General features: G+C 69.5%; 13 protein-coding genes. 6 read left to right on the top strand and 7 right to left on the bottom strand.

Annotation, left to right across the window (positions count from 1 at the left end):
- Positions 1 to 33: 33 nt before the first annotated feature.
- Complete coding sequence (locus tag E4A48_RS16905) at positions 34 to 654, bottom strand: thymidine kinase (protein WP_039008605.1); 621 nt, start codon at positions 652 to 654, stop codon at positions 34 to 36.
- 134 nt (positions 655 to 788) lie between these two features.
- Here E4A48_RS16905 and rep point away from each other — a divergent pair, with 134 nt between their 5' ends.
- Positions 789 to 2765 carry a DNA helicase Rep gene (gene rep, locus E4A48_RS16900; protein WP_142742834.1) on the top strand — a complete coding sequence of 659 codons (1977 nt, stop codon included), beginning with the start codon at positions 789 to 791 and terminating at the stop codon, positions 2763 to 2765.
- A gap of 418 nt (positions 2766 to 3183) precedes the next feature.
- On the opposite strand, the gene glyS is transcribed toward rep, so the two are convergent.
- A complete protein-coding gene (glyS, locus tag E4A48_RS16895; protein WP_142742833.1) occupies positions 3184 to 5412 on the bottom strand; it encodes a glycine--tRNA ligase subunit beta in 2229 nt (742 codons plus the stop codon).
- A 160-nt stretch (positions 5413 to 5572) separates the two neighbouring features.
- A complete protein-coding gene (gene glyQ, locus E4A48_RS16890; protein WP_142742832.1) occupies positions 5573 to 6481 on the bottom strand; it encodes a glycine--tRNA ligase subunit alpha in 909 nt (302 codons plus the stop codon).
- Between the two features lie 75 nt (positions 6482 to 6556).
- Between glyQ and E4A48_RS16885 the strand changes: the two genes are divergently transcribed.
- From E4A48_RS16885 to E4A48_RS16875, 3 genes are all read left to right on the top strand, one after another.
- The gene (locus E4A48_RS16885) at positions 6557 to 8377 is read left to right on the top strand and encodes a GspE/PulE family protein (protein ID WP_039008599.1); all 1821 of its coding nucleotides are present in this window, start codon (positions 6557 to 6559) and stop codon (positions 8375 to 8377) included.
- 220 nt (positions 8378 to 8597) lie between these two features.
- Positions 8598 to 9347, top strand: coding sequence for a glutamine amidotransferase (locus E4A48_RS16880; RefSeq protein ID WP_039008597.1), 750 nt, complete (start codon positions 8598 to 8600; stop codon positions 9345 to 9347).
- Positions 9348 to 9394: 47 nt separating this feature from the next.
- Positions 9395 to 10294, top strand: a complete 900-nt coding sequence (locus E4A48_RS16875; protein ID WP_142742831.1) for a BPSS1780 family membrane protein — start codon at positions 9395 to 9397, stop codon at positions 10292 to 10294.
- Between the two features lie 163 nt (positions 10295 to 10457).
- Here E4A48_RS16875 and tatC read toward each other — a convergent pair whose 3' ends face one another.
- The 4 genes from tatC to E4A48_RS16855 all read right to left on the bottom strand — a co-directional run bounded on the left by tatC (position 10458) and on the right by E4A48_RS16855 (position 12908).
- A complete protein-coding gene (gene tatC, locus E4A48_RS16870) occupies positions 10458 to 11198 on the bottom strand; it encodes a twin-arginine translocase subunit TatC (protein ID WP_039008594.1) in 741 nt (246 codons plus the stop codon).
- On the bottom strand, positions 11195 to 11683 hold the full coding sequence (gene tatB / locus E4A48_RS16865; protein ID WP_142742830.1) for a Sec-independent protein translocase protein TatB: 489 nt from the start codon (positions 11681 to 11683) through the stop codon (positions 11195 to 11197). Before tatB ends, tatC begins: the two co-directional genes overlap by 4 nt.
- Positions 11684 to 11699: 16 nt before the next feature.
- A complete protein-coding gene (tatA, locus tag E4A48_RS16860) occupies positions 11700 to 11927 on the bottom strand; it encodes a Sec-independent protein translocase subunit TatA (RefSeq protein ID WP_039008592.1) in 228 nt (75 codons plus the stop codon).
- Positions 11928 to 12014: 87 nt separating this feature from the next.
- The gene (locus tag E4A48_RS16855; protein ID WP_039008590.1) at positions 12015 to 12908 is read right to left on the bottom strand and encodes a lipid-binding SYLF domain-containing protein; all 894 of its coding nucleotides are present in this window, start codon (positions 12906 to 12908) and stop codon (positions 12015 to 12017) included.
- 165 nt (positions 12909 to 13073) lie between these two features.
- On the opposite strand from E4A48_RS16855, the gene hemH reads away from it, so the two are divergent.
- Together hemH and E4A48_RS16845 are read left to right on the top strand one after the other, a co-directional pair.
- Entirely contained in the window at positions 13074 to 14033 is a 960-nt protein-coding gene (gene hemH / locus E4A48_RS16850; RefSeq protein ID WP_039008589.1) for a ferrochelatase, read from the top strand.
- Positions 14030 to 14872 carry an alpha/beta fold hydrolase gene (locus E4A48_RS16845; protein WP_039008587.1) on the top strand — a complete coding sequence of 281 codons (843 nt, stop codon included), beginning with the start codon at positions 14030 to 14032 and terminating at the stop codon, positions 14870 to 14872. The genes hemH and E4A48_RS16845 overlap by 4 nt, the downstream gene beginning before the upstream one ends.
- The last annotated feature ends 122 nt before the right edge of the window (positions 14873 to 14994 follow it).

Below are 14994 nucleotides of genomic sequence, written 5' to 3'. Positions count from 1 at the left end.
AACCTGCTTGCGGCAACCCGACTGCACAGTGCGCTACAGCGGCAGCGCAATCTGCAACGGGTCGATGCGGCCTTCGCCGCGCATGATCTTCTTGAACTCGGCGCGGCTCACCGACACGTAGCGCTCATTGCCGCCGATCTCCACCTGCGGGCCGTCCTGCATGGCGTGGCCGTCCGCGTCCACGCGCACGGTCATCGTCGCCTTGCTGCCGGTGTGGCAGATGGTCTTGATTTCCTGCAGCTCGTCGGCCCAGGCCAGCAGGTACTGGCTGCCTTCGAACAGTTCGCCGCGGAAATCGGTGCGCAGGCCGTAGCACAGCACCGGGATGCGCAGCCGGTCCACCACCTCGCTGAGCTGCCAGACCTGCGCGCGGCTGAGGAACTGCGCCTCGTCCACCAGCACGCAATGCAGTGCGCCGTCGCGGGCGATGGCGTCCAGCAGCAGCGTCAGCAGGTCGGTGTCCGCCGCGAAGGTATTGCCGTGCGCGCGCAGGCCGATGCGCGAGGCGACCACGCCGCTGCCGTCGCGGTGATCCAGCTGCGGTGTCAGGATCGCGGTGCGCATGCCGCGCTCGCGATAGTTGTGCGCCGATTGCAGCAGCGTGGTGGTCTTGCCGGCGTTCATCGCCGAATAATAGAAATACAGTTTCGCCATGGCCCGATTCTAGCGCGGCGACCGGCTGCGCCGTAGACCGGAAGCGCCAGGAAAATCCGTTCAGCGCCGGCGCGCCCGCACCGACATCGGCGCCGGCCGGCGCCCGTTACAATGCGCGGCCCAGGGAAGTCTTCATGCACGGTCTCAATCCCCCCCAACGCGCTGCGGTGCTGCATTGCGAAGGCCCGTTGCTGGTGCTGGCCGGCGCCGGCAGCGGCAAGACCCGCGTGATCGTGGAAAAGATCGCGCACCTGATCGCCACTGGCCGCTATCCGGCCAAGCGCATCGCCGCGATCACCTTCACCAACAAGTCGGCCAAGGAAATGCGCGAGCGCGTAGCCAAGCGCATCCGCGGCGATGCCGCCGATGGCCTGACCATCTGCACCTTCCACGCGCTGGGGCTGAAATTCCTGCAGATCGAGCACGCCGCGGTCGGGCTCAAGCGCGGCTTCTCGATCTTCGACGCCGACGATGCCGCCGCGCAGATCAAGGACCTGATGCACGGCGCCAAGCCCGATGCGATCGACGACGCCAAGAACCTGATCTCGCGCGCCAAGAACGCCGGGCTGTCGCCGGAGCAGGCGATGGCCGCGGCGCGCAGCAACCGCGAGCAGGAAGCGGCCAGCCTGTACGAGCGCTACCAGGTGCGGCTGAGCACGTTCAATGCTGTGGACTTCGACGACCTGATTCGCCTGCCGGTGCAGGTGTTGGAGGAGAACGAGGACATCGTCATGGCCTGGCGCGAGCGCATTGGCTACCTGCTGGTGGACGAGAGCCAGGACACCAACGACGCGCAGTACCGGCTGCTGAAGATGCTGGCCGGCCCGCGCGGCAACTTCACCTGCGTGGGCGACGACGACCAGAGCATCTACGCCTGGCGTGGCGCCAATCCGGAAAACCTGATGCAGATGGGGCACGACTATCCGGCGCTGCAGATCGTCAAGCTGGAGCAGAACTACCGCTGCTCCAACCGCGTGCTGCGCGCGGCCAATGCGCTGATCGCGCACAACCCGCACGAGCACCTGAAGACCCTGTGGAGCGACCAGGCCGACGGCGAGCGCATCCGCGTGTGGGAATGCCGCGACAGCGAGCACGAGGCGGAGAAGGTCGCCGCCGAGATCGCCTACCTGGGCACCGCCAAGCAGGTGCCGTGGAGCGATTTCTGCATCCTGTTCCGCGGCAATTTCCAGTCGCGGCCGCTGGAAAAGGCCTTGCAGATCGCCGGCGTGCCGTACCACATCACCGGCGGCACCGCGTTCCTGGAACGGCAGGAAGTGAAGGACGTGCTGTCGTGGCTGCGGCTGCTGGTCAATCCCGACGACGATGCCGCGTTCCTGCGCGCGGTGCAGGCGCCCAAGCGCGAGGTCGGCGCGACCTCGCTGGCCAAGCTGGCGGAACTGGCCTCGGCCAAGCATCTGCCGATGTCGCGCGCGGCCGAGTCGATGGGCGCGCTGCAGCAGTTGCCGCCGCGCGCGGCCAACGGCCTGAGCGATTTCGTCGATACGCTGCAGGAGTTGCGCACTGCCTCGCTGACCCTGTCCTCGGCCGACGTGGTGCGCCAGCTTGCCGAGCAGTCGGGGCTGATCCGCGAACTGCGCAGCCAGTGCAAGGACGAAGCCACCTTCCAGCGCCGCCGCGGCAACCTGGAAGAACTGGCCAAATGGTTCGAGGGCGGCCCGCGCGGCGCCACTGTCGGCGACCTGGCCGCGCAGCTGGCGCTGCTGTCGCGCAACGACAAGGACGACGGCGGCAATCAGGTGCGGATGATGACCATGCACGCGTCCAAGGGCCTGGAGTTCCGCTACGTGTTCATCGTCGGCTGCGAGGACGGCGTGCTGCCGCACGAGGTCAGTCTGGAGGAGGGCAACCTGCAGGAAGAGCGGCGCCTGCTGTACGTGGGCATTACCCGCGCCAAGGAACAGTTGTGGATGAGCTACAGCAAGCTGACCCGCAAATTCGGCGAGCATATCCGGCTCAAGCCCAGCCGCTTCTTCGCCGAGATCCCGGCCGAGGAAATGCAGCGCGACGGCGCCGATCCGGTGGCCGACGCCGAGCGCAAGAAGGAGCGCGCCAATGCCGGGCTGGCGGCGATCCAGGCATTGTTTGATTGAGGTGGGATTGGGGATTCGTAACGGCGGTTGTGCGCCGCGCCGCGGGTACTGGGGTGTAGTGCGCACATGTGCTGGAGTTCCCTTCTCCCATCGGGACCACGGTGGTTCCTTCTCCCATCGGGAGAAGGTGGCCCGCAGGGCCGGATGAGGGTACGGGCGCAGCCTGAGAAGTGCGAGCACGCCAGGCTGATGTCGCGCCGAGGTACCCTCACCCCAACCCCTCTCCCGGGGGGAGAGGGGCTAAAAAACAGGTGCTTGTGCATGCCAGCCGGGTGCACTGTGGGAGGGACTTCAGTCCCGACGCGGTTTCACCTGGCTGTGGGACTGCTGGCTTCGTTCGTCGCGACTGATGGCCCACGGCCACCCCGAGTCGCTCCCACAGAAAAACCAGAGGCTGCTTTCGCAGCCTCCGCGCGACTTACGACGACAAATGCTCGATTGCCGCGACGCTGCCGAGGCGGTCGCCCAGGCGCTTGAGCAGGGCCAGGCGGTTGCCGCGCAGCGCCGGGTCCTCGACGTTGACCATCACCCCGTCGAAGAATGCATCCACCTGCGGCCGCAGCCGCGCCAGGACGTTCAGCACGGCGACGTAGTCGTGCTGGCGCAGCGCACCGCCGGTCTCCACGATCGCCGCTTCCACCGTCTCGGCCAGCGCGCTTTCGGCCGGCTCGCGCAGCAGGGTCGGGTCGATCTGTGCCGGAATCGCGCCCTCGGCCTTGCGCAGGATGTTGCGGATGCGCTTGTTGGCCGCGGCCAGCGCCTCGGCCTCCGGCAGGGTGGCGAAGATGCCGATTGCCTCGATGCGGCGGTCGAAGTCGTAGAGCGATCCGTGGGTGGCGGTCGCGGCTGAAGCCGCTCCTACAGAAGCTGCGGTTCCTTCAGCCCCGACCGAGAACAGTGCCGCCACCGCATTGAAGTGCGTCGCCGGCACGCCCTTGTCGGCGTAGTAGCCGCGCAGGCGGTCGAGGATGAAGTCGAAGATTTCCTGAAGCTCAGCAAGCGTGGTGCCACCAATGTTCGGAACAGCATTGGCATCCGCGCCCGAAGCGCGTGCTGTTGCGGCTGCTTTTTCAGCCTGCTTGTCCTTTTGTTGGGTCTTTGCAAACGCAACAGCATCCAGTGCCTGGTCAAGCAGACCGCGCACATCCACATCAAACCCACTCTCGATCACCGTCCGCGCCAACCCCAGCGCATTGCGCCGCAGCGCGAACGGGTCCTTGTTGCCGGTCGGCTTCAGCCCCGCGGCAAACCCGCCGGCCAGGGTGTCCAGGCGCTCGGCGATGGCCAGCACCTTGCCCAGCGGCGACAGCGCGATGTCGTCGCCGGCGAAGCGCGGCTGGTAGGCCTCGTCGATCGCCAGCGCGATCTCGCCCGGCTCGCCGGCGGCCTTGGCGTAGTGGCGCCCGGCGATGCCCTGCAGTTCGGGAAATTCGTTGACCATGCGCGACTGCAGGTCGTTCTTGCTCAACTCGGCGGCGCGCCGCGCCTGTGCGGCGTCCACGCCGACCAGCGGCGCGATCGCCTCGGCCAGCGCGGCCACGCGCCGCACCTTGTCGGCGATGCTGCCGAGCCTGGCCTGGTAGGTCACGCTGGCCAAGCCTTCGCCCATCGCGACCAGGCCCTGCTTGAGGTCCTCGTCGAAAAAGAACTTGGCGTCGGCGAAGCGCGGCCGGATTACCCGCTCGTAGCCCTTGGCCACTTCGGCCACGTCGCGCGAGACGATGTTGGCGATGCCGATGAAGTGCTCGGTCAGCTTGCCGCCGTCGTCGAGCACCGGGAAGAATTTCTGGTTGCTCTCCATCGTCTCGATCAACGCTTCCTGCGGCACCGCCAGGAACGCCGGCTCGAAGCGGCACAGCACCGCCGACGGCCATTCGACCAGGTTCACTACCTGCTCCAGGTTGTCGTCGGAGATGCGCGCGCTGCCGCCGGCCTGACGCGCAGCCTGCTCGACCTCGGCGACGATGCGCGCGCGGCGCGCATCCGGATCCACCAGCACCTGCGCCGCTTGCAGCGCGGCCACGTAGTCGCCGGGGTGGGCCAGCACGACCGGCGCGTCGTGCAGGAAGCGGTGGCCGCGGCTGACCCGGTCGGCTTGCACGCCGAACAGCTGCACCGGCACCACGGCGCTGCCGAACAGCAGCACCAGCCAGTGCACCGGCCGCGCGAAGCCGTAGTCGTGGTCGCCCCAGCGCATCGGCTTGGGGATCGGCATCGCCGCGATCGCCTCGCGCAAGATCTCCGGCAGCAGTGCGGCGGTCTGCGCGCCCGGAGTCACTGCGCGGTGCACGAAACGCTCGCCCTTGGCGTCGCTGGTGCGCTCCAGCGCGGTCCAGTCGATGCCGGCCTTGGCGGCGAAACCGGCCAACGCCTTGGTCGGCTGGCCATCGGCGTCCAGCGCGATGTTGAGATACGGGCCGAGCACTTCCGAGCGCTGCTCCGGCTGTTCGGCGGCCACGCCCGGCAGCAGCACCGCCAGCCGGCGCGGGGTGGACAGCGGCTTGGCGTCGCCGCGTTCGACCGCGATGCCGCGCTTCTCCAGCCCGGCGATCACGCCGTCGAACAAGGCCTGCGCCAGGCCCGGCAGCGCCTTGACCGGCAGTTCCTCGGTACCCAGTTCGATCAGCAGGGGATGTAGTGCGCTCATGTGTCAGACCTTGCTAGCGGTTCCCTTCTCCCTGCGGGAGAAGGTGCCCCGAAGGGGCGGATGAGGGTACGGCGGAGCCTTTGGAAGTTCAGGTCTGCAGGGCTTCGCCCCGTACCCTCACCCCAACCCCTCTCCCGATGGGAGAGGGGCTACGAAGGCTTCAGCGCTTCACGCCGGGGAAGCCCAGCTTCTCGCGTTGCGTGTGGTAGGCCTTGGCCACCGCCTGCGCCAGCGCGCGCACGCGCAGGATGTAGCGCTGGCGTTCGGTCACCGAGATCGCGCGGCGCGCGTCGAGCAGGTTGAAGGCGTGGCTGGCCTTGGTCACCTGCTCGTAGGCCGGCAGCGGCAGGCCGAGCTCGACCAGGCGCTGCGCCTCGCGCTCGCAGGCGTCGAAGCGGTGGAACAGCTCAGCCACGTCGGCGTGCTCGAAGTTGTACGCGCTCTGTTCCACCTCGTTCTGGTGGTAGACGTCGCCGTAGGTCACCGGCGCCCCGTCCGGGCCATAGGTCCATACCAGGTCGTAGACGTTGTCGCAGTTCTGCAGGTACATGCACAACCGCTCCAGGCCGTAGGTGATCTCGCCCAGCACCGGCTTGCACTCCAGGCCGCCGGCCTGCTGGAAGTAGGTGAACTGGGTGACCTCCATGCCGTTGAGCCATACCTCCCAGCCCAGGCCCCAGGCGCCGAGCGTGGGCGATTCCCAATTGTCCTCGACGAAGCGCAGGTCGTGCACCAACGGGTCGATGCCCAGCGCCTGCAACGAGTCCAGGTACAGCTGCTGGATATTGTCCGGGTTCGGCTTCATCGCCACCTGGTACTGGTAGTAGCGTTGCAAGCGGTTCGGGTTCTCGCCGTAGCGGCCGTCGGTGGGGCGGCGGCATGGCTGCACGTAGGCCGCGTTCCACGGCTCGGGGCCGAGCGCGCGCAGGAACGTGGCCGGGTGGAAGGTGCCGGCGCCCACTTCCAGGTCCAGCGGTTGGATCAGCACGCAGCCGTGCTGCGCCCAGAACTGGTTGAGGGTCTGGATCAGACCCTGGAACGTGATCGGAACGGACCGGGAGACGGGCATGCAACAAAGGCCGGCAAAGGGGGTGCGCTAGTATAGCGACCGACTTGCGGGGACTTCCGCGCACCGGACCTGACCATGGATTCGCGACCTGCCGCGCAGCCGCCCGCCGTGCCTGTACCCGCCGCCGTGTCGCTGCCGGCCGGGCGGCTGAGTGTCGCGCCGGTGGCCGCGGCGCTGCTCGCCGACGGCCTGGTCGCGCCGGCCGAGCGCGGCCGCATGCAGTTCTCGGCGCAGTCCGCGCGCACCGTCAGCGACGTGCATCCGCTGGTGCTGCTGTCCAACCTGAAGCTGGCCGCGACCCGTCCGCCGGGCAGTGAGCTGGGCCTGGAGCGGCTGACCGAATGGCTGGCGCAGCGCTGCGGCCTGCGCTACCTGCGCATCGATCCGACCCGGGTCGACGTGGCCGCGGTCACCGCCGTGGTCTCGCATGCCTACGCGCGCCGCCACCGCATCCTGCCGCTGGCGCTGGACGGCGAACGCCTGCTGGTGGCGACCAGCGAGCCGCTGGCGCTGGACTGGCTGGCCGACGTGCAGCACCTGGCGCGGCGCCGGATCGAGATCGCGGTGGTCAACCCGCTGGACCTGCACCGCTACACGATGGAATTCTTCGGTGTGACCCGCTCGGTGCGCGGCGCCAAGGACGGGCGCAACGAGCAGAGCAGCGGCCTGCCCAGCTTCGAGCAGCTGGTGGAACTGGGCCGCGGCGGCGACGTCAACGCCGACGACCACCACATCGTGCACATCGTCGACTGGCTGCTGCAGTACGCCTATGAGCAGCGCGCCAGCGACATCCACCTGGAGCCGCGGCGCGAGGCCGGGCGCATGCGCTTCCGCATCGATGGCGTGTTGCACAAGGTGCTGGAAGTGCCGCCGGCGGTGATGACCGCCATCGTCAGCCGGATCAAGGTGCTCGGGCGCATGGACCTGGCCGAGCGCCGGCGCCCGCAGGACGGGCGCATCAAGACCCGCTCGCCGGGCGGGCGCGAGACCGAGATGCGCCTGTCCACCATGCCCACCGCGTTCGGCGAGAAGTGCGTGATGCGCATCTTCGACCCGGACGCGGCGTTCAAGAGCGTGGACCAGCTCGGCTTCAGCGCGCAGGAAGCGGCCGGCTGGGCAGCGCTGGTCGAGCGCCCGCACGGCATCGTGCTGGTCACCGGCCCCACCGGCTCGGGCAAGACCACTACGCTGTATTCCACGCTCAAGCGCCTGGCCACACCGGATGTGAACGTGTGCAGCGTCGAGGACCCGATCGAGATGATCGCGCCGGAGTTCAACCAGATGCAGGTGCAGACCAACATCGACCTGGACTTCGCCAGCGGCGTGCGCACCCTGCTGCGGCAGGACCCGGACATCATCATGATCGGCGAGATCCGCGACCTGGAAACCGCGCAGATGGCGGTGCAGGCCTCGCTGACCGGGCACCTGGTGCTGTCCACCCTGCACACCAACGACGCGCCCTCGGCGATCACCCGCCTGCTCGATCTGGGCGTGCCGCACTACCTGGTCGCCTCCACCCTCAACGGCGTGCTGGCGCAGCGCCTGGTGCGCACGCTGTGCAGCCACTGCAAGCGCCCGCACACGCTCAGCGACCTCGAATGGGACGCGCTGCGCGTGCCGGGCGAAGCGCTGCCGCAGGCGCTGCACACGCACGCCCCGGTCGGCTGCCTGGAATGCCGCCGCACCGGCTACCTGGGCCGTGTCGGCCTGTACGAACTGCTGCCGGTGACGCCGCGCCTGCGCACGCTGATCCGCGCCGACATGGACTTGGCCGGCTTCAGCCGCGCCGCGCAGGCCGAGGGCGTGCGCAGCCTGCGCCGCGCCGGGCTGGAAAAGGTGGCCGCCGGCCTGACCACCATCGAGGAAGTGCTGTCGGTGCTGCCGCCGCGCGAGTGAGGCGCGCGCTGGCGCACCGACGCCGTCGTCGCACCGGGCACGCCAAGCGCCAGCGTGCGGGCCGGTCACGCATGCCGGGTTCGCTGGCCGGCGGCCGCAAACGACTGTCGTGCAGCTGAATTGCGACGCGCGATCGTGGCGCAGTGCGCCGCCGGCTTGGAAAAAGCCGCGACGGTCTGACTACAATCGGGCTACCCCCCAACCGAGTTGCCACCCGCCGATGACGCCTGCGCCCTTCCTGATCCTCGAAACCGGCGAGCCGGTGGCGACGATGCGGCGCTACGGGCGCTTTCCGCACTGGATCCGCGTCGCCGCCGGCCTGGCCGCGCGCGACACGGTGGTGGCCGATGTCGCCGGCGGCGCCGCGTTGCCGGCGCGCGACGGCTTCGCCGGAATCATCGTCACCGGCTCGGCCGCCTTCGTCACCGACCGCGCCGAGTGGAGCGAGCGCTCGGCCGACTGGCTGCGCGAGGCCGCCCACGCCGGCACCCCGCTGCTGGGCATCTGCTACGGCCACCAGCTGCTGGCGCATGCGCTGGGCGGGGAAGTGGCTTACAACCCGGCCGGGCGCGAATCGGGCACCGTGCACATCGATCTGCACCCGCCGGCGTTCGACGATCCGCTGTTCGCCTGCCTGCCCGAACGCTTCCCGGCCCACGCCACGCACCTGCAGACGGTGCTGCGCGCGCCGGCCGGGGCCACCGTGCTGGCGCGCTCGGCGCAGGACCAGTGCCATGCCTTCCGCTGGGGCGAGGCCGCCTGGGGCGTGCAGTTCCACCCGGAATTCGCCACCCACCACATGCGCGGCTACGTGCACGCCCGCGCCGAGTGTCTACGCAGCGCTGGACGCTGTGCCCGTACCATCGCCCGCGAGGTCAGCGCCGCGCCGCTGGCGCGCAAGCTGTTGCGGCGCTTCGTTCAGCACGCGCGCGGCCAGCAAACCGCCGGCGGCCAGGCAAAACCGCGATAATCTGTACACGCGCCGCGCTGTACGGCGTCCCCCACTTCGGATTGGCAATGATCGAGATTCGCAAGCTGCCGGCTTCGGCCGGCGCGGAATGGCTGTTGAGCGGGATTGCGCTGCTGCGCCGCGCGCCGCTGGCGTTGGGCCTGCTGGGTGTGATCTGGGGCCTGGCGGCGCTGCTGGCGCTGCTGCTGGGCGCACTGAGTCCGACCCTGGGCATGCTCGCGCAATTGCTGCTGGGCCTGGCCGGGCCGCTGCTGTTCGGCGGGCTGGTGTGGGCGGTGCGCGAGGTGGACCAGGGCCGCACCGCGCAGCCGGCGCACCTGCTGCAGGGCCTGCACGACGGCCGCGCGCCGCGCCTGCTGGTGGCGCTGCTGCCGCAGGTGCTGGTCGGCCTGGCACTGGGCGCGCTGGCGCTGGTGGTGGTTGGGCAGAGCGGCTGGGAGCAGCTGGGTACGGTGATGAACAAGCTCAACGAGCTCGGCCAGTCCAGCGCCCAGCCGGATCCGGCGCAGGTCGAGCAACTGGTGGCCGCGCTGCCGGCCATGCGCATCCTGCTGTGGCTGCTGCTGGTGTTAGTCGGCTTCGTGGCGGTGACGCTGACCCTGTTCGTGCTCGCCCCGCAGGTGATGTTCGACGGCCGCAACGGCCTGGCGGCGATGCGCAATAGCCTGCGCGCCTGCCTGCACAACGCGCCGGCGATGCTGGTGTTCTTCGTGCTCGCCTTCATCGCCATGTTCGCGCTGTATTTCTTGCTGGCGCTGGTGGTGCTGCTGGTGCAGGCGCTGGCCGGGCCGACCATCGCCGCCTTGATCGCGCAATTGCTGCTGATGGCGCTGGCGATGCCGACCCTGGCCGGCGCGGTGTACGCGGCGTGGAAGCAGATGTTCGTGCACGGCGGCGATGCCGCGCCGGCGGTGCCGCCGCCGCCGTCGAATGTGTTTGTGGCTTGAGGCTGGGAATCGGGAACGTCGGTGACAGCAACAGCAGGCGGCCCTTCGGGGCCGCTTCTGTGTTGCGCGATGTGCGGGCGCGATCCGGTGGCTGCGGCGGCACTGGCGGTGCCTGCTGCTGCGGAAGGGTTTCGGCCCCGGCGCACCACGCCGTTCCCGTTGCCTATTCCCTGGCCTCGATTTCCGGCTTCTTGGTCACCGCACTGGCGGCGATGATGCCGATCTCGTACAGCAGGCACATCGGGATCGCCAGCATCAGCTGCGAGACCACATCCGGCGGGGTCAGCACCGCGGCCAGCACGAAGATGCCGACCACCGCATAGCCGCGGCCTTCGCGCAGCTGCTGCGGGGTGACCCAGCCGAGCAGGGCCAGGATCACCAGCGCCACCGGCAGCTCGAAGCTGGCGCCGAAGGCGAAGAAGATCGCCAGCACGAAATCCAGATAGGCGCCGGCGTCGGGGGTGAGCTGGATGATGTCGGGCTTGAACGTGGTCAGGAAGTGGAACACCGCCGGCAGCACCAGGAAATAGGCGAAGGCGCAGCCCACGTAGAACAGCAGCACCGCCGAGGCCAGCAGCGGCAGCGCCAGGCGCTTCTCGCGCTGGTACAGGCCCGGGGCGACGAACGCCCATGCCTGGTACAGCAGCCACGGCACGGCGATGAACACGCCCACGAAGAAGGTCAGCTTGAGTGGGGCGAACACCGCGCCTGCCGGGTGGGTGGCGATCACGCTCTGCCCGATCGGCAGCTGCGCCAGCATCGGCGCAGCCAGCCAGGTGTAGATGCGCTTGGAGAAGGGCAGCAGCGCCAGCACCACCACGCCAAGACCAGCCAACGCGCGCACCAGGCGCGCGCGCAGTTCGACCAGATGCTCGATCAGGCTGCTTTCGGCTTCCGGATTCATCGCGGCGGCTCAGGATCGGCGCTGGGCGGTGCGCTGCCAGGCGCCGGCGTTGCGGGGGCCGGGTGTGCGGCGGATGACGTTGCGTCGGCTGGTACGTGCGCATGCGTTGCCGGTGCCGGTTCCGCCGCTGGTGCCGCCTGTGCTGGCGATTCGATGGCGGCAGGCGCCGCGTCGGCGAGCGGTTCCGGCCCGGTCGGGTCGATCTCGCGGCGCAGCGCGTCGGTGTCGCGCCGCAGCTGCTGGCCGCTGTCGCGCAGCTGCGATTCGGCCTGGCGCAGCGAGGCCTGCACGTCCTGCAGGCTGCGCTTGAGCTCCTCGGCTTCCAGTTCGCGCTCCAGTTCCTGTTTCACCGAATCCCACTGCGCGCGCGCGCGGCGCACCCACAGGCCGGCGAAGCGCGCGGCCTTGGGCAGGCGTTCCGGGCCGAGCACCACCAGTGCCACCACTGCGATCAGCAGCAGTTCGCTGAATCCGATATCGAACACGCCGGCGGCTTCCTATTCAGCGCGGGTCGCGGTCGCGTTCGGCCTGGGTCTGGCGGGACTGTTCGCTGCTGCGCGACTCGTCGCCGAGCTGGCCGGCGGGTTTGTCCTCGTCGCGCATGCCTTTCTTGAATTCCTTGACCGCACTGCCCAGATCCTTGGCGCCGCTGGTCAGTCGCTTGGTGCCGAACACCAGCAGCACGATCACCAGCACCACAAGCCAGTGCCAGATGCTAAAACCGCCCATGATCCGCTCGCAGAGAAGTCGTAAGGAACAACGAGGATAACGCACCGCGCCGCGGTGCGTTCAGTGCTGCACGCGGTGCCGCCGATTCTAGTGGTTGCCGTCCAGCGACTCGGTGCGGATCTCGCCTTCGGACACCGGCTGGAAGCCCTGCTGCGCCGGCTTCTGCGGCGGGGCCTGCAAGGGCGCGGTGCTGGTGCCGTCGGCGGCGGCGGGTTCGGCGACCGCTGGCGCTGCGGCTTGCGCCGACGCTTGCGGGCGCGGCGTCGGCGGTGCGCTGGCGGTGCCGCGGTTCTGCCGCGCCGCGTAGGTGGCTTCCTCAAGCTTGTCGCGGAAGGCGACCACGTCGCTGGACGGCAGGCCGGTGGTGCGTCCTTCGAAGATCATGCGCGGGGTAGTGTTGCTGCCGTATACGTTGAGATCGGCGGCATCGTCGATCTGCAGTGCCGCGCCGTCCAGCGCCACGCCGGCGAACAGGCCGCGCGCGCGCGACCACGACCAGATCTCGGCCTTGAGCTGGCCGTCGGTGGCGGCGGAAGCGTTGCGCCCGACCGGGCCGGCGGCGACGCCGGCATCGGCGCCGAGGGTGAACTTGCCGTTGACGATGTTGTCCAGGCTGCGGTCGTTGCGGAACACCAGTACCACGTCGGAGGACTGCACGCCGACCTGGAAGCCGATGCTGCCGCCGGTGAGCTTGACGAACACCGGGTTGGACCAGGTGCCGTCGGGGCGCTTGACCGACATCAGGCCGTGGCCGCGGCGGCCGCCGATGACCAGGCCGGCCTTGAGCGTGTCCGGGATCACCACGATCGCGCGGCCCTCGTCGAGCAGCTTGTCGGGGATGGATTGCTCCGGGATCTGCTGGATGTCGGTCAGCACGCGCAGCGCGTTGCGGGCGCGCTCGTCTTCTTCCGGGCCGGCCACGGCGTGGCCGACGAACAGTGTGGTACTCAACAACAGCGCGAGGCGCGGCAGGCGGGGCATGGCGAGCTTCCGAAATAGGTCCGCAGCAAAATACTGCAAGTCCTTGAATTTAGTCACAGCGCAATGAATCGGCAATGAGCGCGCGCGGCCGTCATGCGCACTGGCGATCGTTGCGATCGACACCATCGCCACGCGCGTGGCGGGCGCCTCTGCCACAATGCACGCATGATCGATACCCCCGATACCGCCGTGCTGGTGGTGAACCTAGGCACGCCCGACGCGCCGACCGCGCCTGCGGTCGCCCGCTACCTGGCCGAATTCCTCGGCGACAAACGCGTGGTCGCCATCCCCAAGCTGTTCTGGTGGCCGCTGCTGAACTGGGTGATCCTGCCGCGGCGCTCGCCGCGTTCGGCGGAGAAATACGCGCTGGTGTGGTTGCCGGAAGGCTCGCCGCTGGCGGTGTACACCCGGCGCCTGGCCGAAGGCATGCAGCGCGAACTGCCCGGCCACCGTGTGGCCTGGGCGATGCGTTACGGCACCCCGGCGCTGGCACCGGCACTGGACGCGTTGCGCGACGCCGGCGTGCGTCGGATCGTGGTGCTGCCGCTGTACCCGCAGTATTCGACCACCACCACCGCCTCGATCGAGGACGTGGCGCAGGCCTGGCAGGCGCGCAATCCGCAGCTGCCGCTGACCCTGATCGAGGACTATCCCACCGACCCGGCCTGGGTCGATGCGGTGGCCGACAGCGTGCGTGCGCACTGGGCGCAGCACGGCCGCGGCGAGACCTTGTTCTTCTCCTTCCACGGTCTGCCGCAGCGCGTGGCCAACAACGGCGATCCGTATCCGCAGCGCTGCGAGGCCAGCGCGCAGGCGATCGCCGCGGCGCTGGGCCTGGGTGCTGACGAATGGCGGCTCGGTTACCAGTCGCGCTTCGGCGCCGAGCGCTGGCTGCAGCCGTATGCGGAGCCGAGCCTGTGGCAGTTGGCCGAGCAGGGCACCAAGCGGGTCGATGTGATCTGCCCGGGTTTCGCCACCGATTGCCTGGAAACGCTGGAAGAAGTGGCGATGGGCTTCGTCGAGACCTGCGCCGCGCGCGGCATGCAAGTGCGCTACATCCCCTGCCTCAACGACGCCCCGGCGCACGCGCGCGCGCTGGCGCAACTGGCCGCGCGCACCGCATGACGCTGCGCGCGTTCGCCTGCCCGTCGCGGGTGGGCACGCTGGCCGGGTTGCGCAGCGGCGATCCGCATGGCCCCAAGATGCTGGCGGTGCATGGCTGGCTGGACAACGCCGCCAGCTTCGTGCCGCTGAGCGCGCAACTGCCGCAGCTGGACCTGGTGATGCTGGACCTGCCCGGCCACGGCCACAGCGTGCCGTTGCCGGCCGGCGCCGACTACCTGCTGACCGGCATGCTGCATCCGCTGCTGGACGCGGCCGACGCGCTGGGCTGGGAGCGCTTTGCCGTGATCGGCCATTCGATGGGGGCGGCGATCGCCAGCACCCTGGCCGCGGCGGCGCCGCAGCGCATCGAGAAGCTGGTCGCGATCGAGATGCTCGGCGGCCTCGCCGAGACTGTGGAAGGCACCCTGGAACGCCTGCGCGACAGCGTCGCCGTGACCCGCCGCGGCAACACCTCGCCGCTGCGCCTCTTCCCCGACCTGGCCGCGCCGGTACGCGCGCGGATGCTGGCCAACCAGCTCAGCGAGCCGGCGGCGCGGCTGCTGGTGGAACGCGGGGTCGAGGCGGTGGAGGGCGGCTACGTGTGGCGCAGCGACCGGCGCCTGACCCTGCCCACTGCGGTCCGGCTGAGCGAGGCGCAGGTGCAGGCGTTGCTGGCCGGCATCGACTGCCCGGCGCGGGTGATCTACGCCGACCCGGCGCAGCCGTACTTCCCCGAGGCGTTGCGCAACGCGCGTGCGGCGCGGCTGCGCCACGGCCGCGTGCACGTGGTGCCGGGCACCCACCATCTGCACATGGAGCAGCCGGCCGCGGTCGCGGCGCTGTTGCACGACTTCTTCTGAGCCGCCGGCCGGCGCCATGCGGGGGAGCGGTCGGATCGCGGCTCAATGCGGCAAATACACACGGCTTGTGAAGCTTGTGTGTAGAAAAAATTTCGCTTAAGTTTCCGCCACGCCTGCCGACA

Origin of the sequence: Xanthomonas translucens pv. cerealis (assembly GCF_006838285.1) — a bacterium.
Taxonomy (GTDB): Bacteria; Pseudomonadota; Gammaproteobacteria; order Xanthomonadales; family Xanthomonadaceae; genus Xanthomonas_A; species Xanthomonas_A cerealis.
The sequence above is the reverse complement of the archived record's forward strand: the minus strand, read 5'-3'. Positions and strand labels throughout refer to the sequence as shown.